This window comes from Georgenia satyanarayanai (genome assembly GCF_023715365.1).
Classification (GTDB): domain Bacteria; phylum Actinomycetota; class Actinomycetes; order Actinomycetales; family Actinomycetaceae; genus Oceanitalea; species Oceanitalea satyanarayanai_B.
This window is the reverse complement of sequence record NZ_JAMBNZ010000001.1, coordinates 469,526-495,568: the sequence shown is the minus strand read 5'-3', so window position 1 is coordinate 495,568 and position 26,043 is coordinate 469,526. Positions and strand designations below refer to the sequence as shown.

At 70.0% G+C, this 26,043-nt stretch carries 19 protein-coding genes; 10 read left to right on the top strand and 9 right to left on the bottom strand.

The window, feature by feature from the left end:
• Positions 1-158 precede the first annotated feature (158 nt).
• Positions 159-7,862: a malectin domain-containing carbohydrate-binding protein gene (locus tag M3148_RS02165; RefSeq protein ID WP_251302995.1), complete on the top strand. Its 7,704-nt coding sequence runs from the start codon at positions 159-161 to the stop codon at positions 7,860-7,862.
• A gap of 866 nt (positions 7,863-8,728) precedes the next feature.
• Here M3148_RS02165 and M3148_RS02160 read toward each other — a convergent pair.
• Positions 8,729-8,896 (bottom strand): hypothetical protein, encoded by a 168-nt coding sequence (locus M3148_RS02160; RefSeq protein ID WP_251302994.1) that lies wholly within the window; start codon positions 8,894-8,896, stop codon positions 8,729-8,731.
• Between the two features lie 143 nt (positions 8,897-9,039).
• Here M3148_RS02160 and M3148_RS02155 point away from each other — a divergent pair, with 143 nt between their 5' ends.
• Positions 9,040-10,335, top strand: coding sequence for a nucleotide sugar dehydrogenase (locus tag M3148_RS02155; protein ID WP_440136883.1), 1,296 nt, complete (start codon positions 9,040-9,042; stop codon positions 10,333-10,335).
• Between the two features lie 304 nt (positions 10,336-10,639).
• On the opposite strand, the gene M3148_RS02150 is transcribed toward M3148_RS02155, so the two are convergent.
• Entirely contained in the window at positions 10,640-10,921 is a 282-nt protein-coding gene (locus M3148_RS02150) for a hypothetical protein (protein WP_251302993.1), read from the bottom strand.
• 225 nt (positions 10,922-11,146) lie between these two features.
• Positions 11,147-12,022 (bottom strand): HAD family hydrolase, encoded by an 876-nt coding sequence (locus M3148_RS02145; protein WP_251302992.1) that lies wholly within the window; start codon positions 12,020-12,022, stop codon positions 11,147-11,149.
• Between the two features lie 432 nt (positions 12,023-12,454).
• Here M3148_RS02145 and M3148_RS02140 point away from each other — a divergent pair, with 432 nt between their 5' ends.
• From M3148_RS02140 to M3148_RS02130, 3 genes are all read left to right on the top strand, one after another.
• Positions 12,455-14,566 carry a collagen-binding domain-containing protein gene (locus tag M3148_RS02140; RefSeq protein ID WP_251302991.1) on the top strand — a complete coding sequence of 704 codons (2,112 nt, stop codon included), beginning with the start codon at positions 12,455-12,457 and terminating at the stop codon, positions 14,564-14,566.
• Positions 14,567-14,658: 92 nt separating this feature from the next.
• Complete coding sequence (locus M3148_RS02135; RefSeq protein WP_251302990.1) at positions 14,659-16,053, top strand: SpaH/EbpB family LPXTG-anchored major pilin; 1,395 nt, start codon at positions 14,659-14,661, stop codon at positions 16,051-16,053.
• Positions 16,054-16,116: 63 nt separating this feature from the next.
• On the top strand, positions 16,117-16,920 hold the full coding sequence (locus M3148_RS02130; protein ID WP_251302989.1) for a class C sortase: 804 nt from the start codon (positions 16,117-16,119) through the stop codon (positions 16,918-16,920).
• Positions 16,921-16,953: 33 nt separating this feature from the next.
• Here the strand turns inward: M3148_RS02130 and M3148_RS02125 are convergent, their stop codons facing one another.
• Positions 16,954-18,111 carry a MalY/PatB family protein gene (locus M3148_RS02125; protein ID WP_251302988.1) on the bottom strand — a complete coding sequence of 386 codons (1,158 nt, stop codon included), beginning with the start codon at positions 18,109-18,111 and terminating at the stop codon, positions 16,954-16,956.
• A gap of 75 nt (positions 18,112-18,186) precedes the next feature.
• Positions 18,187-18,720 carry a hypothetical protein gene (locus M3148_RS02120; protein ID WP_251302987.1) on the bottom strand — a complete coding sequence of 178 codons (534 nt, stop codon included), beginning with the start codon at positions 18,718-18,720 and terminating at the stop codon, positions 18,187-18,189.
• Between the two features lie 471 nt (positions 18,721-19,191).
• Here M3148_RS02120 and M3148_RS02115 point away from each other — a divergent pair, with 471 nt between their 5' ends.
• From M3148_RS02115 to M3148_RS02105, 3 genes are all read left to right on the top strand, one after another.
• A complete protein-coding gene (locus tag M3148_RS02115; RefSeq protein ID WP_251302986.1) occupies positions 19,192-19,338 on the top strand; it encodes a hypothetical protein in 147 nt (48 codons plus the stop codon).
• 205 nt (positions 19,339-19,543) lie between these two features.
• A complete protein-coding gene (locus tag M3148_RS02110) occupies positions 19,544-20,560 on the top strand; it encodes a zinc-dependent alcohol dehydrogenase family protein (RefSeq protein ID WP_251302985.1) in 1,017 nt (338 codons plus the stop codon).
• Positions 20,561-20,752: 192 nt separating this feature from the next.
• A complete protein-coding gene (locus tag M3148_RS02105) occupies positions 20,753-21,112 on the top strand; it encodes a VOC family protein (RefSeq protein ID WP_251302984.1) in 360 nt (119 codons plus the stop codon).
• A 112-nt stretch (positions 21,113-21,224) separates the two neighbouring features.
• Here the strand turns inward: M3148_RS02105 and M3148_RS02100 are convergent, their stop codons facing one another.
• The 4 genes from M3148_RS02100 to M3148_RS02085 form a co-directional block, all read right to left on the bottom strand.
• Positions 21,225-21,899, bottom strand: coding sequence for a DUF6766 family protein (locus M3148_RS02100; protein WP_251302983.1), 675 nt, complete (start codon positions 21,897-21,899; stop codon positions 21,225-21,227).
• A 98-nt stretch (positions 21,900-21,997) separates the two neighbouring features.
• Positions 21,998-22,315 (bottom strand): hypothetical protein, encoded by a 318-nt coding sequence (locus M3148_RS02095; RefSeq protein WP_251302982.1) that lies wholly within the window; start codon positions 22,313-22,315, stop codon positions 21,998-22,000.
• Between the two features lie 208 nt (positions 22,316-22,523).
• Entirely contained in the window at positions 22,524-23,279 is a 756-nt protein-coding gene (locus M3148_RS02090; protein WP_251302981.1) for a ZIP family metal transporter, read from the bottom strand.
• Positions 23,280-23,364: 85 nt separating this feature from the next.
• Positions 23,365-24,174 carry an FCD domain-containing protein gene (locus tag M3148_RS02085; RefSeq protein ID WP_251302980.1) on the bottom strand — a complete coding sequence of 270 codons (810 nt, stop codon included), beginning with the start codon at positions 24,172-24,174 and terminating at the stop codon, positions 23,365-23,367.
• A 275-nt stretch (positions 24,175-24,449) separates the two neighbouring features.
• On the opposite strand from M3148_RS02085, the gene puuE reads away from it, so the two are divergent.
• Together puuE and M3148_RS02075 are read left to right on the top strand one after the other, a co-directional pair.
• Positions 24,450-25,379 carry an allantoinase PuuE gene (gene puuE, locus M3148_RS02080; RefSeq protein ID WP_251302979.1) on the top strand — a complete coding sequence of 310 codons (930 nt, stop codon included), beginning with the start codon at positions 24,450-24,452 and terminating at the stop codon, positions 25,377-25,379.
• A 31-nt stretch (positions 25,380-25,410) separates the two neighbouring features.
• Positions 25,411-26,040 (top strand): hypothetical protein, encoded by a 630-nt coding sequence (locus M3148_RS02075; protein ID WP_251302978.1) that lies wholly within the window; start codon positions 25,411-25,413, stop codon positions 26,038-26,040.
• The last annotated feature ends 3 nt before the right edge of the window (positions 26,041-26,043 follow it).

The window sequence follows — 26,043 nt, the reverse complement described above, 5'->3', positions numbered from 1 at the left end:
AGCTCGTTGTTGACAAGTGGCGTGCCAGTTCTTGGTCGGTTCTGCAGACCGGTCAGGCTGAGCTCGATGGGGGATCCCACGAGGTCGTCGTCGAGTACTACGAGGCCACCGGCGCAGCCCGCGTCACGGTCAGCTACGAGCGGACCGGTGCCCAGGACGTGACCGCTCCGGTCGCGCCGACGGTGCTCACCGCGACGGCGACCGACACGGTCCTGCTCGGCTGGCAGGCCAGCGTCTCGCAGGACACGGTGGGCTACCGCGTCTACCGCTCCCTCGAGGCGGACGTCGTCACCGAGGGCGTGCCGTACTCCGGTGCGACTCTCCTCGGCGACACGTCCTTCTTCGACCCGAACGTCGACCCGGGACAGACGTACTACTACGTCGTCACTGCCGTCGACGCCGCGGGCAACGAGTCCGTGGCCTCCAACGAGGTCGAGGTGACGATCGAGCAGATCCTCCCGGCCACCGACGTCGCGGCCTCGGCTGGTGCCGAGACCATCGGCGTCACGTGGACGGCGAGCGCCACCACCTCGGTCGTCGGTTACTACGTGTACCGCGGTACCGAGGCCGGCGTCACGACCGACGGAGCTCCGATCTCCGGGGCCACCGCGGTCATGGGGACGAGCTTCGTGGACGAGACCGCCGAGCCGGGGGTGACCTACTACTACGCGGTCACCGCCGTCGATGGTCTGGGCCGCCTGTCGACGCTCTCGAACGAGACGACTGCCACGATCCTCGCGGCACCCGACACGGAGGCCCCGTCGGCTCCGGCCGCTCTCACGGCCGAGGCCGCGGACGGCGTCGTCGAGCTCACCTGGGAAGCCAGTGAGTCCGAGGACGTGGTCGGCTACGTCGTGCGCCGTGGCCTCGAGCGTGGCGGTGCGAAGGACCAGGAGCCCCTGACTGCGCAGCCCGTCTCCGCGCTCAGCTACACCGACGCCGCCGTGACGAACGGGACGACGTACTTCTACGCCGTCACCGCCGTCGACGCGGCCGGCAACGAGTCCGAGACGTCGGTCGAGGCCTACGCGGTTCCTCGCCCCGTCAACGACCTCGACGTGAAGGTCGACTTCACGACGGCGACCGACCCGGTCGCTTCCGGCTACCTGCGCGACTTCGGTGAGGCGTTCGGCGCCCGCACCGGCGCCGGTCAGGGCTCGGGTCTCGTCTACGGCTGGACGACGGCGGACGGCAACCCCATCAGCCTCGTCGGCAACGCCCGGGACCGGGCTCGAGCGGGCATCGACCCGCGGCTCGACTCGATCATCCACATGCAGTACGGCGACGTCGTCGGCACCAACGGTGTCGACACGGAGGGCACGTGGGAGCTGGCGGTGCCGGACGGCCTCTACGAGGTCACCGTCGCTGTCGGTGACGAGGGTGGCGGCACCAACGGCTACGACTCGAACTACGTCGTCAACGTCGAGTCCGCCGTCGGCATCGAGTCCTTCGTGGGCTCGGCCGCCGCGGAGTACCACGTCGCGACCGTGACCGTGGGTGTCTGGGACGGCCGGCTCACCATCAGCCCCGAGGGTGGGACGAACACCAAGCTCGCCTACCTCGAGGTCACCGGTGTGCCGTTCGCCCCGCACGTGGACACCGTGCGACCTAACAACCGTGGCTTCGACCACGACGTCACGGACGGCGTCTCCTCGACGATCCGCATCCCCTACGCGGGCGTCGGTGTCGACCCGACGACGCTCCAGGGCAACGTCCACCTCGTCGAGCTGCCCTCGGGCACGCCCGTCCCGGTGACCGTCGGGACCTCCGGCGGCAACGACGTCATCTCCCTCGACCCGACCGGTGTCCTCAAGGCCAACACGGCCTACCGGTTCGTCGTGACGAGCAACGTCAAGGACAACTTCGGTGCTGCCTTCGTCCCCTTCTCCTCGGTGTTCACCACCGGTGACGGGGAGGTCGTCGGTGGTGGTGACGAGTTCACGCCGCTGACGAACATCAACTTCCAGAAGGTCGAGCTGCCCATCGGAGCGGGCAAGTACTGGTCGTCCTTCGCCTTCGGGCCGGACGGCAAGATGTACGGCACCACCATCGGCCAGGGCCTGTTCCGGTTCACCGTGAACGAGGACGGCACCCTGTCCAACATGGAGAACCTGGGCTACCAGGGCTTCGCGATGATCGGTCTCGTCTTCGACCGCAACTCGACGGCGGACGACCTGCGCCTGTGGGTCACCAAGACCAGCCCGAACGTCAGCAACGAGACGAACAAGTGGGTCAGCGGGATCAGCCTGCTCAGCGGGGAGAACCTGCAGAACGAGGTCGAGATCTTCGACAACCTGCCGCGTTCGCAGTCCGACCACCTGACGAACTCCCTCGCCTACGGGCCCGACGGCCGTCTCTACGTCCTCCAGGGCTCCAACCAGGCGGCCGGTGACCTCGACAACTCGTGGGGCCAGCGTGGGGAGACCCTCCTCACCGCTGCGACCCTCGTGTGGGACCAGAACCACCCGCAGATCGCGGCAGCGATCAACGGGAACGGCCCGATCGACGTCAAGACCGCGGAGGGTGGCACCTACGACCCGTTCAAGAAGGACGCGCCGCTGAAGATCTACGCCACCGGTATCCGCAACGCCTACGACCTCGTGTGGCACTCCAACGGCCACCTGTACGTGCCCACCAACGGCACGGCCGGCGGGGCCAACAGCCCCGGCGTCACGGTCAACGCGGACGGCACCTTCACCCGCAAGGCGGCCGCGGGCATCCCCGGTTTCTCCTCGGTCAACAACAAGGACGCCACGGCGGCCTGCACGGACCACCGCATCGACGGTAAGCCCTACACGGGCGGCAACGTGCCGGCGATCAGCAACCACCCGACGCAGCGTGACCACCTGTACCGCGTGGAGGAGGGCGGCTACTACGGCCACCCGAACCCCGAGCGGTGCGAGTGGGTGCTGCACGAGGGCAACGACCCGGCCAACCCGCCCACGGCGGCCGGCCAGGGCGGCACGAAGTACCCCTCGGGCCAGCTCCCTGACCCGAACTACCGCGGTGTCGAGTGGGACCTGGGCTTCAACAAGTCCCCGAACGGCGCCCTGGAGTACACCTCGGAGACCTTCGGTGGCCAGCTCAAGGGCCGCCTGCTCGTCACCCGGTTCTCCAACAACAACGACCTGCTGTTCCTCCAGGTCGACTCTCAGACCGGCAAGGTGCTCGGCGAGCAGACCTCCACGGGTCTGACCGGCGTGCCCAACTCGACGATGACGGGCGTGGACGGCTTCGACGACCCGCTCGAGGTCGTCGAGGACCCGAGCACGGGCAACCTGTACGTCAACCAGTACAACCGTGGCGGGAGCAACCAGAAGCTGTACCTCCTGCGGGTGCCGGCCGACCAGCAGGCCCCGAGCATGGCGGTCTCGGCCGACGAGCTCGTCTTCTCGACGGTCATCAACACCACCGCGCCGGGCAAGTCCCTCACCGTGACGAACGAGTCCACGGAGTCGGTCACCCTGGGCCGGACGCTCCTCGGGTCCAACCCCGGTGAGTTCACGGTCACGGGCGGCGCCACGACGCTGGCCGCCGGACAGAGCACCACCCTCACGGTGGCGTTCAAGCCCGGCTCCACGGTCGGCCAGCGGTCCGCGGTCCTGCGCGTCACCGCCGGGGACCAGACGATCGACGTCGGACTGTTCGGTCTGGCGATGGCGGGCATCGAGGGCAGCAAGGAGCCCACGCTCCAGGACGTCCTCGGCACCCTCGGGTACAAGGTGAACGTCGGCTGGACCAACCTCGCCGGGGGCATGAACCCCGCCGCCAAGGGCGAGGAGGTGCTCGAGCCGCTGTTCGTCAAGGCCGGCACCGCCCCGGTCAACATGCTGCCGCTCGCTCACTACGCACCGAAGGAGCACCTGCCCTTCGGCTGGTACACGGGCGACGGCGCCGCGTCTCAGCGGAACGCCATCGCGCAGATCGACACCTCCGGGTACCAGTCGCTCCTCCCGCCCATCACGGCGGGTGGCTCGACGAGCTTCGACCCGGGGACCGCGGAGTTCGGCTTCTTCTACCGCTCCGACAAGTTCGACCGCTTCGGTTACACCGAGGACCGGCTCAACTCGCCGGCCGCGGACGCCCACCGGGCGCGCATCTACCCGGCGAAGAACCGCCAGGGCACGCTCATCCGCAATGCCTACATTGTGGCCTTCGAGGACGCCAGCAACGGTGACTACCAGGACTACCTTTTCCTGGTCACCGGGGTCCGTCCGGCGGGCGACGCGCCCGTCGAGCCGGGGCCGGTGGGAGAGGCGATCAAGGTCAACTTCTCCAACGAGGCGGCTGCCCTGCCCACGGGCTACCTGCGTGACTTCGGCCAGTCCTTCGGTGCGCGGACGCGTACCGACCAGGGCACCGGGCTCACCTACGGCTGGAAGGACCACACCACCAACGGCCCGGTCGACCTCAGCGTCGGCGGGACGACGGGTCCGGGCAACGGGCGGGACCGCAACACCTCCCAGTCCGACCAGCGCCTCGACACGCTGATGCACATGCAGGCGGCCGACATCCCGGCCACCTTCAACGGTGTCAAGGCACGGGCCTACTGGGAGCTCGCGCTCCCCGAGGGCACCTACCGCGTGACGGTGGCCGCCGGTGACTCGACGGTCAACTCCGACCCCGAGAGCCACGTCATCAACCTCGAGGGGGAGCGGGTCATCGCCCCGTTCGTCCCGAGCGGCACGGCGGGGACCAATACGCGCCACACGACCGCGACGGCCGACGTCGTCGTCGACGACGGTTTCCTCACCGTGGACGCCGTCGGTGGCACGAACACGAAGATCAACTACGTCGACGTCGTCCCGCTCGACGTCGACGAGGGTCCGGACGACCCGAGCGACGGTGCTGCCGTCAAGGTCAACTTCCAGACGGTGGCCGCCCCCACGCCCGCGGGCTGGACGGCGGACACGGGCGCCGCGTTCGACGCCGAGGCCGGGTTCGGGTGGCTGGTGGGCACCACGCCCACCGACCGCTCCGACACCATGCGCTACCGCACGGCACCGACGTCGGGCATCACCTTCGTCAACGACCCGCTCCTGCAGAGCTTCACGATCCTGGACAACAAGCAGGTGACGTCGCTGACGGACGGGACGTGGGAGTACGAGGTGCCCAACGGCACCTACGAGGTCGCGGCCGCCGTGGGTGACTCGGGCTACATCGACTCCACCCACACGGTGCTCGCCGAGGGGCAGCCGGTCATCACCGGCTTCGTCCCGACCAGCGCCAACCCGCACCAGACCGGTGTGCGCACCGTTCAGGTGACCGACGGTCGCCTGACGATCACCAGCGGTGGGCACAACACCAAGCTCGCCTGGGTGACCATCGACGGCGAGGGCCTCGGCGGGGAGGAGCCCACCCCCACCGAGACGGTGCAGATGGCCTTCGCCCCGGCGACGGCACCGACCACCCCCGGGTGGACGGTGGAGACCGGTGAGGCGTACTCCGCGACCCGCGGGTACGGCTGGCTCAACGCGGCCAACGGGCAGCCGGTGGACCGGACGGTGGCCACGCGCTACCGCGCCAACCCGATCGTCGGCGTCACCTACCCCTCGGAGAACGTGCGGAAGTCCTTCGCGTTCCTCGACACCGCCACCCAGCCCACCTACACCAACGGGATCTGGGAGTACGCGCTCGGCAACGGGACGTACGGCGTCGAGGTGTCCGTCGGGGACGCCGGCTACACCGACTCCGTCCACGGCGTGACCGTGGAGGGCGTCACGATCGTCGACGGCTTCGCCCCGACCGGCGCGACGCCCTTCACGACGGGCAGCGGGACGGTCACCGTCACCGACGGCAAGCTCACGATGACGAACTCGGGCACCAACACCAAGGTGAACTGGATCCGCATCACGGGTGCAGCGCTCCTCAAGCCCGCCGTCGCCGTCACCGCCAACGGCGTCGCACTTGCCGACTCCTACAGCGGTGGCCCGGTCGAGATCGCGATCTCGGCCGACGCCCCCGGTGCCTCGACCCTCGCGTCGCTCACCTACACGGTCGACGGTGGCGAGCCGGTGGACTACACCGAGCCCTTCACCCTCGGCCTGGGGGAGCACGTCCTGGAGGTCACCGCCACCGACAGCGAGGGGCGGACCACCGTCCGTGAGATCTCCCTGGAGATCCTCGACGTCGGCGGCACCATGGCCATCCGCAACGAGCAGGTCACGCGTCAGGGCGGTGCGCCGATCCCCGGGATGTCCGAGGACTGGATCACCCTCCACCGCATCAACAGCGGTGTGGTGGCCCACAAGGTGATCGACAAGGCCACCGTCACGGTGACCAACACCGGTGACAAGGACCTGCGCATCACGGACGTCTCGCTCGGTGGCAGCAACGCCACCCAGTTCACCGTCACCGGAGCGCCGACGACCCCGTTCGTCGTCGAGCCGGGCGGTTCCCTGCCCCTGGAGGTCGCGTTCGTCGCGAACTCCGGGAGCAAGGGCATCCGTTCCGCACAGCTGGTCCTCACCTCGAGCGACCCGACGAACCCGATCACGACCATCCAGGTCCGTGGCGGGTACATGACGGCACCCGAGGGCGGGAGTGAGCTCACGCTCAACCAGATCTCGGCGCTGTACGGCTGGACGACCGACATCGGCAACCTGAAGAACGGTGACGAGATGCGGACGTCCGCCCTCAACGGGGACGAGGTGCGCTCCTTCCAGTGGAAGAAGGCGGACCCCGCCAAGCCCGTCGTCGTGCGCCAGCTGGCCGCCTTCCACGGCTGCTGCGGGCAGACGGAGACGATCAACATCGGTGGCACGACCGCCACGCACGCCGCGGCGTACGGGCAGTCGATCCTCCCGCTGAACGGCGGGGGTGGCCCGACGCAGCTCAGTGCCAACCCGTCGGGCAACTTCGGGATCGTCGTCAACGGTCAGACCACGAACAACGCCAACTACATGGCGTCCAAGACGTGGCCGGTCATCGACCGGGACGGCAACGCGGTGGCCGGGGCGTGGATCGTGGGGCACGACTACATTGCCTCGCCGAACCAGTGCGGCACCGGCCCGACGAACTGCGACTTCCAGGACAACGTCTACCTCGTCACCAACGTCCTGCCCGTCACCCCGCACTCGGCGACGGCCCCGGCCGCTCCCGTGGGCGTGGAGGCGGAGGTCGGCGACGGGTCGGTCGAGCTGTCCTGGACCGCGACCGACGAGAAGCTCGTCGTCGGCTACCACGTCGAGCGGGCACTGTCCGAGTCCGGGCCGTGGTCCCGCCTGACCGGGGCGACCGCCCTCACCGGGACCTCGTTCACCGACGCGTACCCGCCTGCCGCAGCGACCGGGTACTACCGGGTGCTGGCCGTCGACATCTCCGGGACGGTCTCCACGACCGCCACCCCGGTGGAGGTGGCCCTGCCCGAGGTGGACGAGGCGACGATCCGGATCAACGCCGGAGGTGGTGCGGTGACGACCACCGGTGGCGTGCAGTGGCTCGCAGACACGATGTTCAGCGGCGGGAAGACCTACACCAACCCGTCGGTGACCTCGATCGCCGGGACCGCGGACGACGCGCTCTACTTCACGGAGCGCAGCTCGACCAACAACCTCGGGTCCTTCGGGTACGACATCGGCGTCAACGGCGGCCAGTACCTCGTGCGGCTGCACTTCGCCGAGATCTACCACGGAGCACCCGGTGGTGGCGCCGGCGGGCTGAACAAGCGGGTGTTCAGCGTCAACCTTGAGGGAGGGCCGGCGGAGATCGTCAACCTCGACCTCAACTCGAAGGTGGCACCGGCGACGGCCTACGTCGTCGACGTCCCGGTCACCGTCACCGACGGGAACCTGGACATCGACTTCTCGGCCACGGTCAACCAGCCGAAGGTCAGCGCCATCGAGGTGATCCCGGCCGGCTAGCCACCTCTCAGACCCCCTGCCCGCACCGCTCCACCGCCCGGGAGCGGTGCGGGCAGGGACCCGGACCCCGGTTTGTACCGCTCCACCGCCCGTGAGCGGTGCGGATCGGGCCCGCACCGCCCCGGAGCTGTCCTCGTGACAGCTCCGGGGCGGTGTCCGTTCGTCTCCCGTCAGTGGAACACGATATCGGCGCGCATTCCGTTTGAGGGCTTTGGCCGATGATGACGGCTCACGCCGTGATCAGATGTCCATAGCACGGTGAGAAGTTGTTCCGCAGAATGGGAAACAAGGCGACGCAGCCTGGCTTCCAGTCGCACCTGACCGCATTGCGGGAATGTCCTGGATAGATAGGCGGAACGTGGCTCACGCATGGTATCAATTGACTCGACACCGGGCGGTGACCACACCGAAACCGGAAGGCGGCCTTATGGGTACGCGGCGAGAGTATTTGTCTGAGGGCTCGGCCGAGCCGACGCATGCGGGGGGCGACCCTCTGTCGGACGAGGGCGGCATCCACACGGTGGGCTCGCTTCTGCCGAGCGGCGAGTCCGGAGACGTCGAAGAGTTCATCTAGCACCAGTGGCGGCGGACGACGACTCGGTGCGCGCCACCTCGAGCGTGTGAACGGCCGGCTCATCGTCTAGTGTCGATCAAGTCGACTCCATGGGGGGTGTCGACACGGGCGGGGGGCGGACCGTGAGCAACGGGTTTGACGATGGCACGACGATGCGAGCAGCGCCCTTGTGGCGTGTGGTCCTGGCGGCCGAGTATGCGGTGGTGCGGGCACGGCTGAGACAGGCGATCGAGGTCGACGAGGAGTGCGAGGAGGCCGTCTGAACCACCGCCGGCCCGAGCCGGCGCGGTCCTCAGCGTGGCTGCAGGCGCCGCCGGACGTCGCGCGCCGGTAGCCACACACCGATCGTCTGACGCCGGGTGTCGTGCAGCTCCACGAGGACGGCGCGCGTGGTCCATGCCCACACGACCGTGTCGATCTCCTCGACGCCGTCGCGCTCCCACTCGACGCGTGCAGTCACCGGGACGGGGATGCCGGTGCTTCGACGGCGGGTGCGCCGCCGGCCCAGTCGGTCCAGCGACCACGGCCTTTGGAATCCGTCACACGTGGCGAGGAGGTCCCCCGGACACCTGCCGATCGGGGTAGCGTCGCGGGAGTAGCAGCATGATCGGATGGCAACATACGGGGAGTACGGATATGAGCGTGGACCTTGTCGTGGTGGGGCTGGGCTATGTGGGCCTCCCGCTCGTGTACGAGGCGGTTCACGCCGGGATGTCGGTTCGCGGCTATGACGTGCACCAAGGTGTCGTCGACGGCCTCAACGGTGGTGTCTCGCACATCGACGACCTGTCCGACGAGTCGGTCGCGGGGCTGGTCGAGCGCGGCTTCAGCGCGACCTCGGACCCGTCGGTGCTGGCCGGAGCCAGCACGATCGTCATCTGCGTGCCGACCCCGCTGGGCGAGGACGGCGGCCCCGACTTGAGCGCGGTGCGTGCGGCGGTGGGGGACATCGCCCGTCACCTCAAGGCGGGCCAGCTGGTGGTGCTCGAGTCCACGACCTATCCGGGAACGACCGAAGACGTCGTCCAGCCAGTCTTCGAGGCACGTGGTCTCAGGGCCGGGCGTGACTTCCACCTGGCGTTCTCCCCGGAACGCATCGACCCGGGCAACGAGACGTTCGGAGCGAAGAACACCCCCAAGGTCGTGGGCGGCGTGACACCCGAGTCGACCGAGGCCGCGGCCGCGTTCTACGGCAGGGTCGTGGACACGGTCGTGCGGACCAAGGGGTCGCGCGAGGCGGAGATGGCGAAGCTGTTGGAGAACACCTACCGCCACATCAACATCGCCCTGGTGAACGAGATGGCTCGGTTCTGCCATGAGCTGAACATCGACCTGTGGGACGTCATCGACGCCGCGAAGACAAAGCCGTTCGGGTTCCAGGCCTTTTACCCGGGACCTGGCGTGGGTGGGCACTGCATCCCGATCGACCCCAACTACCTGTCCTACAACGTGCGCGCGCGCCTCGGATACCCGTTCCGCTTCGTCGAGCTGGCCCAGGAGATCAACGCGACGATGCCGGCCTACGTCGTCCATCGGGCCCAGGACATCCTCAACGAGGACGGCAAGGCGCTGAAGGGCTCGACCGTCCTGCTGCTCGGCGTGACTTACAAGCCGAACATCGCCGACCAGCGCGAGTCGCCGGCCGTGCCGGTCGCCAAGCACCTGGCCGACAAGGGCGCAGTCGTGACCTTCCACGACCCACACGTGCAGACCTGGCACACCAACGGCTCCTCGGTGGAGCGGGTGGCCGACCTCGAGGAGGCGGTGGCAGACGCGGACCTGGTCATGTTGCTGCAGCACCACCGCGACTACGACGTCAACGCTCTGGGCGATGCCGCCAAGCGCTTCTTCGACACTCGAGGCGTGGCCACCGACAGCGACACAGTGTCACGGCTCTGAGTTCCCTCTAGGCCGCCGGGACGGCCGCTGAGGCCTGTGTGGACCTGTCGCCTGCACAAGGAGCGTGCCGCGAGGAAGGTCTCCAGCACCTGCGCGACACCGTCGTCCTTCACGGGAGGGGCGTGCTGCGCCGCGGCTCGTGCCTCGAGGTGGCGTCGTTCATGGCGAAGCCGTGGCCGCCATGCGCAGGATCTCCACGTCATTGGGCAAGTCGTCGAAAGCGGCGACGTCGCCCTGGTCGACGTCCTGGGCGCGCGCGTACTGCCGTGGTGGTGACCAGACCACCGGAGAGGTGATGCGCTACTCAGACGGGGGACTGGCGCCGCCGGACGTCGCACGCCGGTAGCCACACACCGATCGTCTGACGCCGGGTGTCGTGCAGCTCCACGAGGACGGCGCGCGTGGTCCATGCCCACACGACCGTGTCGATCTCCTCGACGCCGTCGCGCTCCCACTCGACGCGTGCGGTCACCGGGACGGGGATGCCGCTGCTCACCTGCGCGCGCCGGTGGGGGATAGGGCGCTCGTTGAGCACGGGCTGCCACGACGCGGCGTGCGCGTCCCACGAGAGCAGCTCCTGAGTCACGGGCCCATCGTGTCGGTGAGGTCTGACGCCGCGGCGAGGACACCGGGGCCGCGGAAGCGGGCACGCCGCCCTTCGCCGTCATGACGAGCTCAGCTCGACGGGGACGATGCCGCCGCGCTCGTCACCGAGGCGACCGACACCGTGTGCCGCCTCCTTGCCCACAGCCGCCACTGACGACCGCAAGCCACCCACCTCCCGTCGATGCTTCGTTGTGACGTGAGCAGGTCAGCTGTCGGCGATGGGGGTGAGGGCGGCACGCTGCACGAGGAGCGCCTCGAGCACCTGGGCGACGCCGTCCTCACCGACGGGCGGGGCGACGTGCTCGGCCGCGGCCAGCGCCTCGGCGTGCCCGCCGTGCATGGCGAAGCCGTGACCCGCCCAGCGCAGCATCTCCACGTCGTTGGGCATGTCCCCGAAGGCGACGACGTCGGCCTGGTCGATCTGCCGGGCACGGGCGTACAGCGCGAGGGCCGTGGCCTTGCTGACTCCGTGCGGGCCGAGCTCGAGGAGCGGCCTGCCGACGCCCGAGCGGGTCACGCTGACGAGGTCTCCGGCCTCGGCGCGGCCGGTGGCGAGCATCTCGTCCGGGTCCGACGCCGGACTGAGCACCATGACCTTGATGATGTCCGCGCCGTCGAGGAGCTCGGCGACCGAGGACGCTTGCGTGACAGGAGGCTCGTCCGGTGTGAGGCCCTCGCGGCGACCTTCGGTGCGAAGCCGCTCGAAGCCTGGCCCCACTCGCAGCTCCCCGGGGGTCTCCACGGCGAAGGCGGCATCCGGGAGCTCCGCGGTGAACCTGGCGACCGCCTCGACCACCTGCTCCGGCGGTATCGCGCTGATCTCGATCGGCTCCAAGCTCTGGGCGTCGACGACCATCGCACCGTTGGCGGCGATGACGGGGCCGGTGAGGCTCGTCGCCTCGACGACGGGCGGGAGCCACCGTGGCGGTCGACCGGTCACCAGGACGACGTCCAGCCCGCGCTCGACGTACTCCTGCAGCGCGGTGCGGGTACGTGCGCTGACAGTGCCTCCGTGCGGCAGGATCGTGCCGTCGATGTCGGTGGCCACCAGGCGGGGGACGAACTCAGGCCAGGGCTTCACGAAACTCCTCTGCTCGACTGACGGGTGCTGCCTCCACGCTACGTCGTGCCCTCGGCCGGGCTCACGCGCAGGCCCGGGGACGTCGCTCGGCGACAGGCGCGCCGCATCGCAGGGGAGCGCCGACGCGTCGCCGTCGCGGACGGACCCCCGACCGTCCGACCGACGCGTCGCCGCCGGAGACCTGCCCGGTGTGTCCGGTATGCCCCGGCTTGGAGCGGCCACATGCATGACCTTGGTCACATTGCATGCGGCTCCTACTAAAGTATGAAAACAATACTGTTCTAAAGCACGAGGGGGCGCGGCGGTGCTGCGGCAGGCCCCCAGGTCCATGACGAGAGGGGGGGAGTTGCGATGCGTGGGCGGAGGAGACGGTTCGGCAAGCTCCCAGCGATCGCGATCGCGGCGCTCGCCGTTTGGAACGTCGGTGCCGTCATGCCCGCACAGGCGGACACCGAGACGTTCAACCCCTTCGAGAACAACCACGGCTTCACCATCGTGGCGCGGGGAGATGCCAGTCTCGGCAACGGTGAGCTCGAGGGGTCCGTCGCCGCCTTCGGGAGCGTGTCGAGCCGGGAGAGCTACCCGGTGCGGCACCACGCGGCGGGCGATCCCGGTTACACCCTGCCGATAGTCGACGGCCGGCCCGTGCGCATCCTCGCGGGGCAGTTCACGGGTGGCGGCAGCATCGACCTCACCAACGACAACGCACCCCCGGGCTCGCCCGAGTCCCGAGGCGCCGCCAAGCTCGTCGACGTCACCGGGCTGCGCGCGGAACCGGAGGCCGGGTTCACGAGGGTGGTGAACGGAAGCGGCGGGCGCCTGGACCTCAAGGCACTTCCCCACACCACCGACGTCCTCGCGAAGCACGTGGTCACCGAGCGCGCCGGCGTCGGGGCCTACGTCGACGTCACGGAGCTGGACCGGACCAGTCAGTGTCTGGCGGCACTGGACGAGCCGGCGACGTCCCTGGTGAACGTCGTCGACGTGCGGGAGGACTGGGGCCTCGCCTACGTCGCGGGCTTCGACACCACCCGGCCCAACGTCCTGTCCTACGACGAGGTCCACGGCAAGGTGGTCAAGCTCGAGGGTGCCGCGCAGCGCTACGTGCCGAGCGTGAACGCTCCGCTCATCATCAAGGTCCCCGCCGGCACCACGACCGTCGGCCAGGTCAACATCGAGGGCTGGTCCGCCGTGGCCGGCGCGCAGCAGTCCTACGCGCGGCACATCCTGCTCGACCTGTCCGACGTCACCGGGACGGTGACCATCGACGGGTTCGAGCTGGGATCGATCTGGGCCCCGCACGCCGACCTCGTGTTCCGCTCCGAGATCAGCACGAACGGTCAGTGGTTCGCCCGCGACGTCACGACGACGGGCGGCGGGGAGATCCGCCATCACGCCTTTTTCGGTGCGCTTCCCTGCGTGAGCCCGCCAGGCAGCTTCACCCTCGCCAAGGCCGTCGCGGGTGAGGGGGCAGGGCTCGCCCACGGCGTACCCTTCGCCTTCGACGTGACCATCGGCGGCACGGCCGAGGTGGTGCACCTGTCCGGCGGCCAGTCGCGGACCTTCGACGGCCTTGCGCCCGGAACCCGTGTCGCGATCTCGGAACGGCGGTTCACGGTGCCGGACGGAGCGGTGTTCGACGGCGTCCGGTTCACCGTCGACGGGGCTCCCGTCACCACCGCGGACCTCACCATCGGCTCGGGAACGGCACGGGCCGTCGTCGCCACCAACAGCTTCAGCGCCGAGCCGGGCCCCGTCCTCACGCTCGTGAACGACGTCCCGGACGGCGACCCTGCCGACTGGACCCTCACCGCCACCGCCCCCGACGGCGCCGAGGCCCTCCGCGGACAGGGCGGCGCCACCGGCACCGTGACAGCGGGCACCCGCTACACCCTCGCGGCGCGCGACGGTCCGCCCGAGTACGTGCAGGACGGTGAGTGGCGGTGCACCCGGACCGACGGCGGAGCAGACGTGCCCGTCGACGTCACCTCGAACGCCGTCGTCGTCCCCCGCCTCGCCCACGTGACCTGCGCCGTCAGCAACGTGAGCGCCAGGCTCACGCTGCTCACGCTGATCACCGGCGACACCGACCTCACGCCCGCCGACTGGAGCCTCAGCGCCACCCCGAGCGCCGGGGTGGCCGGCCTCGGTGCCACCACCGTCCCCGGCGCGCAGGCCCCCGGCGGTGGCAACACCTTCCGCGTCCGCCCGGGACACGCCTACGCGCTCGCTGAGGATCTGGCCGACGGCGTCGCGGCGCCACTCCTGCAGACCGCCGTCGAACGCTACGTGGGCCCCACCCCAGACGCCCCGGACCATGCCGTCCTGTCCCACTGGGTGCGCGTGGACCCCGCGGCGGTGTCGGTCAGCGCCGGCGCCCACGGCGTCTACCGCTTCGTCAGCTTCGGGCCCAGGCCGGTCGATCTGCCGGCGCTCGGTGGCACCGGCACCACCTCGCTGCTCATGGGCGGGACCGCCGTCATGGCCGCCGGCCTCCTCACCGGCGCCGTCCTGCGGCGCCGCCGCACCGGGACCGTCGCGTGACTGCGCCCGTCTCGCCCGTACGACACCGAGAGCCGGCGACGATCTCGTCGGCCCCACAGCCGGCCCCGCGCCGGACGAACAGAAGGAACACCATGGTCACTCTCCGTCAGCGGCTCGGCGCCGCCGTCGCGATCGCGGCTGTCGCCGTCGTCGGTCTCCCCGGCCTCGCGGCTGCTGCACCGGCCGACGCCGCGCCCTCGAACATCGACCCCAGCGCTCGCGGGCAGCTGACGGTCACCGCGCAGGGCCGGACCGCCGAGGGGGTGGAGTCCGCGCCCATCGAGGGCGTCGAGCTCACCCTGCAGCGAGTCACCGAGTACGGCGGCCAGCGTGTCGACCTGGCGACCCCACAGGGCTGGCGGGCCATCGAGGGCGCCGACGCGGCCACCATCGAGCAGAGCGGCGCCGTCATGGAGCCCGCCGGGGTCCGGACCACCGGCGCGAGCGGGGAAGCGACGTTCGAGGACCTGGACCTCGGGCTGTACTACGTCACGCCGACCGCCGGCCCCGCGCACGTCGCAGCCCGCACGATGCCCTTCCTCGTGACGATCCCCTACCCGGACGAGAAGGTGACCGGTGGCTGGCTCTACGACGTGGCGGTGTTCCCGAAGAGCTCGATCGCCACGGCGGACAAGACGGTGGACGCCTCCGCGGCGCTCGCCGTCGGGGACCGTGCCACCTGGACGCTCACCGGCTCGGTGCCCGAGGGGGCGACGGCGGGGCAGCCACTGTCGCGGTACGTCGTCACCGACACGCTCGACCCGCGCCTGCAGTACGTCCCGGACTCGCTGAGGATCACCACCCAGCCGGACGCCGGGCTCGGTGCCGGGGACTACGCGGTCTCCTACGAGGCCCGGGTCCTCACGATCACGCTCACCCCGAGCGGACTGACGAAGCTGGCGCAGCAGGCCTCACCGGCCGCCACGCTCATCGCCTCCTTCGACACCACCGTTGTGGCCATCGGCGACGGCACGATCGAGAACGCGGCCGCCTTTGCCATCGGCGAGGCGCGCTTCGCGCCCCGTTCGGTCATGTCCTGGGGCTCCCTGGAGATCTACAAGCACGTGGCCGGGGACGTGGACGCGCCGCTCGCCGGTGCGGTCTTCCAGGCCTACACGAACGCCGACGACGCGAAGAACAGGGAGCACGCCGTCGAGATGCTTGTCGGCGGGCAGCTCGTCAGCGAGTTCACGACCGGCAGCGACGGGACCGTGCTGCTTCCGGGGTTCCCGGCCGGCACGACCGTCCACCTCGTCGAGACCACGGCGCCCGCCGGCTACACCGCCTCCGGCTCCATCGACCCGGTCACCATCGTCACCGGTGAGAACCGGGTGGAGATCGCCAACGCCCAGCGCTCCGGCGTCGACCTGCCGGTGCTCGGCGCCGCGGGCATGGCGGGTGCCGCGCTGCTCGGTCTCGGGCTCATCGGCGCAGGCGTGGGGATCGCCGTCGTGAGCAAGCGACGCACGGTCCGCGCACAGCGGTAGACCCGCGCTGCGGGGCGGCTCCCACGGGCCGCCCCGCAGCCCGTTGCTGGTGGGAGGTACCCGGTGGGGACGCTGAGCAGGACCACGCGCCTGGTCATCGCGCTCATGGTGTGGGGTGGGGCGATGGTGATGCTGTACGCCCCGATGGCCATGTGGCTGCAGCAGATCGAGCAGAACCGGGCCAACGACGAGCTGGCCGGCGCCGTGCGGGCGATCGACCCCGCCGGCCGGGCCCGGATGACCGAGCGCGCCCACGAGTACAACGAGGCCCTCCTGTACGGCATCGACCTCGACGAGGACGACTACCCCTCGATCCTCACCGTGGGGGACACCGACGTCATGGCCCGGCTGCGGATCCCGTCGATCGACCTGGACCAGCCGATCCGCCACGGCATGAGCGAGGAGGTGCTGAGCCGCGCGCTCGGGCACGTGGAGGGCACGAGCCTGCCGGTCGGCGGGCCGGGGACCAACGCCGTCATCGGCGGGCACCGTGGCCTGGCGACCGCGACCGCGTTCACCTACCTCAACGAGATGGAGGTGGGGGAGGAGGTGATTCTCGAGGTCGCCGGTGAGGTGCTCACCTACGAGGCGATCAGCGACGACGTGCTGCCTCCGGGGGAGGCCGAGCGGCAGCCGGTCCAGCTGGACCGGGACCTGCTCACCCTCATCACGTGCACGCCGCTGGGGATGAACACCGACCGGATCGTCGTCGTCGCGGAGCGGGTGGAGACCCCGGACGGCGCGCTCGCCGGTGGTCCGTCGCAGGTGCGCCACTTCCCGTGGTGGGCCGTCGTCGCCGGCGTGGTCACCGCCGGTGCCGTCGTCTTCGTCGCTCGTCCCGTCAAGGCGGAGACCGCGGCGCCCTGAGCCGCTCGGGGCCGGCAATGCTCGCCGGTCGGCTCAGCGGCGAGCTGCGGCGTCGCGCATCTGGGTCAGTGCCTGCTCGAGGACGGGCCGCGGGCTGGCGAAGATCAGCCTGGCGAAGCCGTCGCCGCCCCGGCCGCAGCTCGTGCCGTCGGTGAGGGCGACGCCGGCCTCGCGGCGGAAGAACTGGGCGGGGCCGCCGGGGAGGTCGAGCTCGCGGCAGTCGAGCCAGGCGATGTAGGTGCCCTCGACGGGGCTCACACGCAGCCCGGGGATCTGGTCGACCATCTCGACGAGGAGGTCGCGGTTGCCGCGGAGGTAGGTGACGACGTCCTCGAGCCAGTCCTGGCTCTCGGTGTAGGCGGCGACGGCGCCGCGTCCGCCCAGGAGCCCGACCGTGTCCCCGGCGTCGGTGGCGTACGGGGCGAAGGCGGCGACGTCGTCGGGGTTGGAGAGGATCATCTGGCCGCACTTGAGGCCGGGGATGTTCCAGCCCTTGGAGGCGGCGACGGCGGTGATGGTGTGGCCGGCGGTGCGCGCGTCGAGGGAGGCGTAGGGGATGTGGGGGAGGTCGTCCAGGACGAGGGGGGCGTGGATCTCGTCGGAGAAGACGCGCCCGCCGTGGCGGTCGACGACCTCGGCGACGGCGCTGAGCTCCTCGCGCGTGAGCACGCGGCCCACGGGGTTCCACGGGTTGCACAGGACGAGGAGGCCGGCGCCGGCGGCGAAGGCGGCGTCGATGGCCTCGAGGTCGAGGCGGTAGCGTCCGTCCTCCTCCAGGAGCGAGGGCACCTCGATGACCTGCCGGTCCACGGCCGGCACGACGGTGAGGAAGGGCATGTAGGCCGGGGTGGGCACGATGACGGGGGAGCCGGGCGGGGTGAAGCGCTGGACGGCGATGCGCAGAGCGGACAGGACGTCGGGCAGGAGGTGGACGGTGTCCTCGGGGACCTGCCAGTCGAAGCTGCGGGCCAGCCAGTGGGCGGTGGCGCGCTTCGCGGCGGCGCGGTCCGCGGCCGGGAGGTAGCCCATCGCCTGGCTGTCCGCGGCGGTGCGCACGACCTCCGCCACGGCGGGTGGGACGCCGAAGTCCATCTCGGCGATGAAGGCGCCGATCGCATCGGGGAAGGTCGTCCACTTGGTGCTGCCCGCGGCGCGGAGCTGGTCGACGGTGATCTCGTCGAAGGGGTGCACTGGTCCTCCTCAGTCGGCCGCCAGGCGCGGCAGTGACGTCCACGACGCTATCTCGTGGACGTCACTGCCCGGGCCCTACGACTCGAAGGTCTGGCTCCAGATCTCGGAGCCGTCGGGGTTGTTGTAGATGTAGGTGACCTTCTGGCTCGGGCCGACGCCCATCGACTCCATCGCTGGGAAGACCGCGGTCTCGCAGAGCTCCTTGAGGTCCCCGACCATGCTCTCGAGCTGCGCCGCTGCCTCCTCGGCGGGCACCTCCTGCGCGTAGGTGTAGGTGAACACGGCCGTGTCCGGGTACTCCGGGGTGACCGTGACCTCGGAGTAGACGTCGGCCAGCGAGTCTCCCGCCGCCTCCAGCTGCGCCTGCTCGAGGGCGATGTACTCGTCGAGGGCTGCCTCCGAGTCGGCGGGGGCGGTCTCCTCCGGTGCCTTCTCCTCGGTGGCGCTCGGCTCGGCCTCCGGAGTGGTCGCCTCGGAGGTGGCTTCCTGGGTGGTCGGCTCGGTGCTTGCCTCGGGCTCCGGCTCGTCCGAGCCGCAGGCGGCGAGCGAGAGGGCGAGCGCGAGTGCGGTCAGGGAGGTTGCCCCTGCGCGGATGGTCTTGGTGAACACGAACCTCTGCCTTCGTCGTGGGATCCGGCCCGTCCAGGGCCCGGAGGAGCGTAGACCGCCCGCACCTGCGGAGGAGCTGCGTCCCGAGACGCGGTCCGCTCCCGTGTGGCAGGAGACTCTCATGGCGCGCTCCCACATCGTGCGTGCCGTCGCGGGGCTACGGGCGGGGGAAGCCGCCACTCCTGCGTTCGCATCGTCACGAATGCACCGCCGGAGTCGGTGCGTCTGTCCTCCCTCGACCGGACCTTTCCCACCTTGCCTGGCAGCGGCCGTTGCGGTCGCTGGTGCAGCGGAGCGTGACGGCCACGTCGACGGCGACGCGCCTCGTGTACGACGTCGTCGCGTCGTCGCGTCGTCCGACGCCTGACGCCGCGGCCGCAGCCTGAGAGCGTGAGCACTCCTGCCTTGTCGACTACGGTGGGGCGGGTCGGCACCAGTGGGCGCCGGCACCCGGGCGGGAGGGGAGACCCCATGGGCGTTGACGAGTATGGCCAGAGTGTTGCCGCGATGCGGGCTGCTCCGATGTGGCAGGTGAGCGTGATGGCGCAGCGAGCCGCCGTGCAGGCGCGGCTGCGGGAGCTCATCGGCGCCGACGAGGAGGCCGGCGAGGCCCTCTGAGAGCGCATCTCGCCCGCTGTGCGAGGCGGGTGGTGCAGCGGGCGACTGGCCGCGTCGATCGCTTCGGACCGCCTCGCCGGCCGGTGACCCCTGCGACGGGCGCGACCTCGCCGGTTGGCGAGGTGGTCGCCGTCGTCGTCAGCGGTTGTGCCGGTGCGCGCGGGAGGTGAACCTGGGAGTCCGAACCGACGAGCAGGAGCACCACATGCGCGGAGTTGTCATGCACGGAGCCGGCGACGTCCGTGTCGAGGACCTGCCGATGCCCACGCTGCAGGAGCCGACGGACGCGATCATTCGGCTCGCCGCGGCGTGCGTGTGCGGTTCGGACCTGTGGCCCTACCGCGGCGCCGACGAGATCCGGCGGCCGCGGCCGATGGGGCACGAGTACGTCGGGGTCGTGGAGGAGGTCGGGTCCGCGGTGAGCGAGGTCAAGGTGGGCGACTTCGTCGTCGGCTCCTTCATCGCGTCCGACAACACGTGCGAGATCTGCCGGTCCGGGTACCAGTCGGCGTGCGTGCAGCGCGTCGGCATGACCGGCTCGCAGGCCGAGTACCTGCCCGTGCCGCTCGCCGACGGCACGCTTGTCACCACGCCGGGCCAGCCAGCGGCGGAGCTGGTGCCCAGCCTGCTCGCTGCCTCGGACGTCCTGGGAACCGGCTGGTTCGCGGCCGCCGCGGCGCAGGTGGCGCCGGGCAGGACGGTGGCCGTCGTCGGGGACGGGGCCGTGGGGCTGCTCGGGGTGCTCGCCGCCCGTGAGATGGGCGCCGAGCGGATCATCGCCTTCAGCCGGCACGCCGACCGGCAGGCGCTGGCCCGTGAGTTCGGCGCGACCGACATCGTGACCGAGCGGGGTGACGAGGGTGCCGCCGTCGTCAAGGAGATGACTGGCGGGCTGGGCGCGCACTCCGTCATCGAGGCCGTGGGCACGCAGGAGGCGATGCTCCAGGCCATCGCCTCCACCCGTGCAGGAGGGCACGTCGGCTTCGTGGGCGTCTCCCACGACGTCGAGATCCCCGGCAACCTCCTCTTCGGCTCCCACGTCCACCTCCACGGCGGGCCCGCGCCCGTGCGCGCGTACCTGCCCGAGCTCATCGACCTCATCTGGAACCGGCACATCGACCCGGGCAAGGTGTTCGACCTCGAGGTGCCGCTCGAGGACGCCGCCGAGGCGTACCGCGCGATGGACGAGCGCCGCGCGATCAAGGCGCTGCTGCGCGTCTGATAGTCGCGCCCCTTTCCGCCTCGGACGCACACCCCGTCGTCTGAACGCACCTGGCGTCATGTCCCGACGTACCGGATGTGCGTCCCTGAGGCGCGGAGAGCCGCCAGCGGTCGCCTGAGATCGGGACGTCCAGCCCTCGCGCTGGCGGGGTGGCGGCGACTAGCGTGTCCCCACGCGAGCAAGGAGGCCGCTATGCAGATCAAGCACCATCTCGTCGTGTTCGACGCCGCCGACATGGACGAGGAGAGCCGCTTCTGGGCAGGGGTGCTCGGAGGCACCATCGAGGCCGACGACGACTGGCACGAGGTGGTGGTCGACGGCAAGCCGTTCGTGGCGGTGCAGCTGGCGCCGGACCACGCGCCGCCGGAGTGGCCCGACGGGAACGCCCAGCAGATCCACCTCGACCTGTGGATCGATGACATCGAGGAGGCGCACGAGCACGTCATCGCGCACGGCGCCCGGCTGCTCAAGGGGTCCCAGAACGGGAACGCGACGGATACGTTCCGGGTGTACGCAGACCCGGCGGGGCACCCGTTCTGCCTGTGCTGGTGAGGCCGGCGGCCGGTCCTCGGCAGTGGTCGCGCTGCCTGGATGGTATCGACGGGGACCACCTACCCTGATCTCCCTCCCGATCGCACGCGAGGCCAGCTCTTTGACAGGCGGGTCAGCCGGACACGCCGGTGGAGGAGTGTGGCTCGCCCACCGGCTTGCTCTCCGGGGAGCCCCGCTGGCGCAGGTAGATGCTCAGGACGGCCATGGACCCGACGGCGAGGAACTCCGACTGCCAGTTCTGCAGGCTGCGCGACCAGAAGTCAGGAGCGCTGAGGTACTCCGCCCAGGTCAGCGGGTCCTGGAGGTTCTGCAGGCGCTGGACGTTCCAGGCTGCCCAGCCTGCGACGGACTGCGCCAGCCAGGAGCCGAAGAAGATCAGGCCCATCACCGTGACGAGAGAACGTGAGAACACCGCCGTGCGCCAACCGCCGGCTTGCGCCCACGCCGGTGAGTCGTCCGAGGCGTAGGGGCCGACCTTCTGCTCCTTGTCCGACTCTCTGCCCTCGTTGGGCAGCTCCTTGGACTCCGGCGAGCCCTTCTGGACGAGATAGACGGTGAAGAGCACATACGTGACGAACTGCAGGTACTCGCTCTGCCAGTTCTCGGCGACATCGACTGCGAAGTCCGACGACGTGACGTACTGCCCGAACGACACCGGCGCGAATCCGCCGACGAGCTGGGCGTCGTTGAACTCCGCCACCCCGGCAAACGCCTGTCCGACGACGGACAGGAGGAACAGCGCTCCGAAGACGAGGCCGAGCCCGTTCGCGCGCACGAATTCACGCATGGTGTCTCATCCCCTTCATCGCTGGAGGAGGCCGATGACGACGAAGTAGACCAGGCCGAGCCCGACGAGGAGCAGGTAACCGATGAACATGGCCCGCATCAGGACCCCTGCATCTCACACTGGTAGGGCAGGTCACCGTCCGGTGTGCAGCCGGCGGCGACGATCTTCCACCCGTCGGGGAACCGCGCGAGGAAGGCGGTGTCGGCGTCAAGGGTCACCTGCGCCTGGTCACCGAAGACATCGGTGTCCTTGGCGGCCTCAACCCTGGGAATCTCCAGTGTGAGGATGGCGGTGGCACACGCTGCGTCCGCTGACTCCTCGACCTCCTCGCGGGTCTTGGGGGCGAGCATGTGGCACGCCGCATCACCGTCGCCGCGGGTGAGCTCCTGGTAGAACTGCCCAGCGGTCGTCGTCACGATGTCCTGGCTCCCTCCGGAACAACCTGCTGACACAAGCGCGACCAGGGCGGTCGCGATCCCCGCCCGTCGAAGTGTGGACGCCATGAGCCCTACTCTGGCAGCGAGTCGCTCGGTTCACGACATGGACGGCGTGCGGCTCGTCAGCCCCATCCGAGTCCGGACGGCCCGGCCTGCTCAGCCCCGTCATATCCGCATGGCTGCGGCGTCAGCCGCCTGCCCGGCTGATCGCGAAGGCACAGACGAAGCCGACGGCCGCGATGAGGCCGGTCAGCGTGCGGGCGCGCTCGAAGGCCTCGGGGATCATCGTGTCCGCGAGCATGGTGAGGATCGCGCCCGCCGCCACCGCCGTGATGGCTGCAACCACCTCGGGCGAGGCGGAGCCCAGCAGGAGGTAGCCGAGCGCCGCGGCGACGGCGCTCGCGAGCGCGATCCCGCCCCACACCCCGAAGACGTAACGCGCGCTGCGTCCGGCCTTCTTCATCCCGGCGGCACTGGAGAGCCCTTCGGGCAGGTTGGAGATGAACACCGCGGCGACGACGGCGGTGCTCACCCCGCCGCCACCGAGCAAGCTCGCGCCGAGCACGACCGACTCGGGCACGCCGTCGAGCAGGGCTCCGACGGCGATCGCGGCGCCGCTGCCGCTGTGCTCCTCCTCGCGGGGCTGCTGGCGCTGCGAGCGCTTGCGGTGTCGGGCGCCGTGACGAGCGAGCAGCGCGTTGGCGAGCATGTAGACGACCGCACCGCTGAGGAAGCCGACGACGGTAGGGACGACGCCGCCCACGTCGGCCGCCTCCTGGACCAGCTCGAAGGCCAGCGCCGAGATCAGCACGCCGGACCCAAAGGCCATGACCCCGGCGACGACGGCGGCGGGCACACGGACGAACCAGGCGACGGCGGCGCCGATGACGAGCGCTGCGCCGCCCAGGGCGCCCCACGCGCCGGCCTCGAGAACCTCGGTCATGTGCTGCTCGCTCCCATCGCTCTCGTCACCCGCCGCTCCATGCCTACCTCGGGCAGATGCGGCGCGCCACCGTGGCACGAGCGGCTCAGATGCGGGAGGCCTCCGGAACATGCATGTGGCCCGAGTGGGCGCTTGTCTCCATCCAGCTGAGCAGGCGGCTGACCACCGAGGCGCTCTCGCCGACGATGAGGCGTTGGCCGGCATCGATCATCTTGTCGAAGTGCGCGTCCATGGCTCGCTCCGCGGCCTCCGGGTCGCGTGAGCAGATCGCGTCGGCGATCTGCTGATGCTCCTCGACGACGTCGCTCTGGTGCGAGTCAGAGCCGAGGACGATGTCGAGGACCGACTCGACGCGGTCCAGGTGGGGAGCGAGGACGAGCCCGGTGAGCGTCTTGAGCATGCGGTTCGGGGCGATGGCGGCCACTCTGCGGTGCAGGTCCAACCCCGGCTGGTGCGCCATGTCCGGGGTACCGACAGCCTGACGGTGCTGCGCGACGAGCCGCTGTAGGTCGTCGAGGTCGGCTGTGCTCGCGTGGGTGGCGGCATCGGCGGCAGCCGCGCTCTCCACGGCCTTGCGGGCATGGAGCAGGTCGAGCAGGTCGTGCACGTCGCGGACATCGACCGCCTGTCCGATGGAGGCCGTGGTGCGGTCGGAGAACTCCAGTGCTGCGTGGCGTCGTTGACCGTCGGGCGACAGCACGCGGCCTTTGGCCCCCACGGGGACACTCCAGCCGCGCTCATCGAGCTCACGCAAACGTCGGGACACCGAGGACTCGCTGACGGCGATGCCCATCTCCTCGAGGGCGAGTCGAGCGGCACGCGTGCCGATCGGGCCTGGTGCGCTGGCCAGCACGGCAAGCAGCGCCCTGAGCACTTCCTCTCGATCGTTCGCCATCGAACAGCCCCTTCGCGTCGTTCAGTCGGCAGCACTGACAGATGTCTGTCACTGCTCCGCATCGTAGCGGACACTTGGGCGCCCCCGTCAACATGGGCGGACATCTCGATCGGCATCACTGATCAGACCTTCGAGCACGTCGCCCATGGACTTGACAAGGCCACCACGGGGGTGCCAGGTTTGACGGGCCTTGGTCACTGATGACCGACGCCCTGGCGGATGACGCCAGAGCGATCCGCCAGGGCCCAGAGCTGCGCCGAGCGAAAGAAGGACAGATGTACCCTCGCGATCTCATCGGGTACGCAAACGATGTCCCGGACCCCCACTGGCCGGGAGCGGCACGTGTGGCCGTCCAGTTCGTCCTCAACTACGAGGAGGGCGGCGAGCGGTCGATCCTCCACGGGGACTCCGTCTCCGAGGCGTTCCTCACCGAGGAGCCCACCAAGGAGATCCCGCACCTGCGGAACCTCAACGTCGAGTCCCAGTACGAGTACGGTTCGCGAGTCGGGTTCTGGCGCCTGCACCGGGCGCTCACCGAGCGCAACATCCCGGTGACGGTCTTCGGCATCTCGGAGGCGCTTGCGCGCAACCCAGAGGCGGTCTCGGCGATGCAGGCAGCCGACTGGGAGATCGCTTCCCACGGACTGCGCTGGATCAACTACGCGGAGATGGGCGAGGACGAGGAGCGGCGCCACATCGCCCGCGCGATCGAGGTTCACGAGCAGGCCACCGGCAGACGTCCCGAGGCCTGGTACACCGGCCGCATGTCGCCCAACACTCGTCGACTGATCGTGGAGGCGGGCGGCTTCCGCTACGACTCCGACTCCTTCGCCGACGACCTCCCGTACTGGGAGACGGTCGAGGGGCACCAGCACCTCGTGGTGCCCTACACGCTCGACAACAACGACGGCCGGTACGTCAACGGCTACGGCTTCCAGTCCGAGAGCTTCTCGGCCTACCTCAAGCAGGCCTTCGACCTGCTGTACGCCGAGGGCGGGGACCAGCCGAAGATGATGAGCATCGGTCTGCACAACCGGCTGAGCGGCCGGCCAGGGCGCGCCGCCGACCTCCTCCGCTTCCTCGACCACGTCGCCCAGCACGACGGCGTGTGGCTGACCCGGCGCATCGACATCGCCGAGCACTGGCACGCCCACCACCAGCCCGCGCCCGACACGCTCGCCGTGCCGGTCGCTTCTCTCACCTGACAATCCCCTAAGTACAACGAGGTATTCAGACATGTCACAGCCCACCAACACCAAGCAGAGCAAGTGGACGGTCCTGCCGAACTGGGACTTCTCCCTGCTTCCGAGGGACACCCGGACGATCATCACCTGCGTGTTCCTCGGCCTCTCCATGGCCGTGATCCTGCAGATCACCGAGCGCCTCGACCTGGCGCTGACCGGCGGCAGCATCCCGATCGTGTCCGCCATCGTCGTGTGCGCGATCTGGGTGCCCTCCGCCGCGTTCTTCGGCCTGACCGGTGCGCTCATCACCGCGTGGATCAACCCGATCATCTCCAACCTGACGGCGTCTCAGCCGATGGCGCCCTTCCTCTTCCTCACCAACGCCTCCCACACTGTCCCGGTCGCGATCCTCGTGTGGCTCATGAAGCCCAAGCACCGCGGCCTCAAGCTCTGGGAAGTCGTGCTCATCGGTCAGGTCGGCGGCCTCTTCGACGCCCTCATGTTCGGGGTCGGGAACCGGGTGATCCTCCACCTGCCCTGGGACTTCATCGCAATCCAGGTCCTCATCGTCCAGCCGGCCTACCTGGCGGGCAGCTTCATCACCTACGGCATCATGCGTCGCCTGCTCAAGACGGGACTCGTCTCCAAGGGGCGCACCGAGCAGACCGCCGTCGTCATCTGAGAC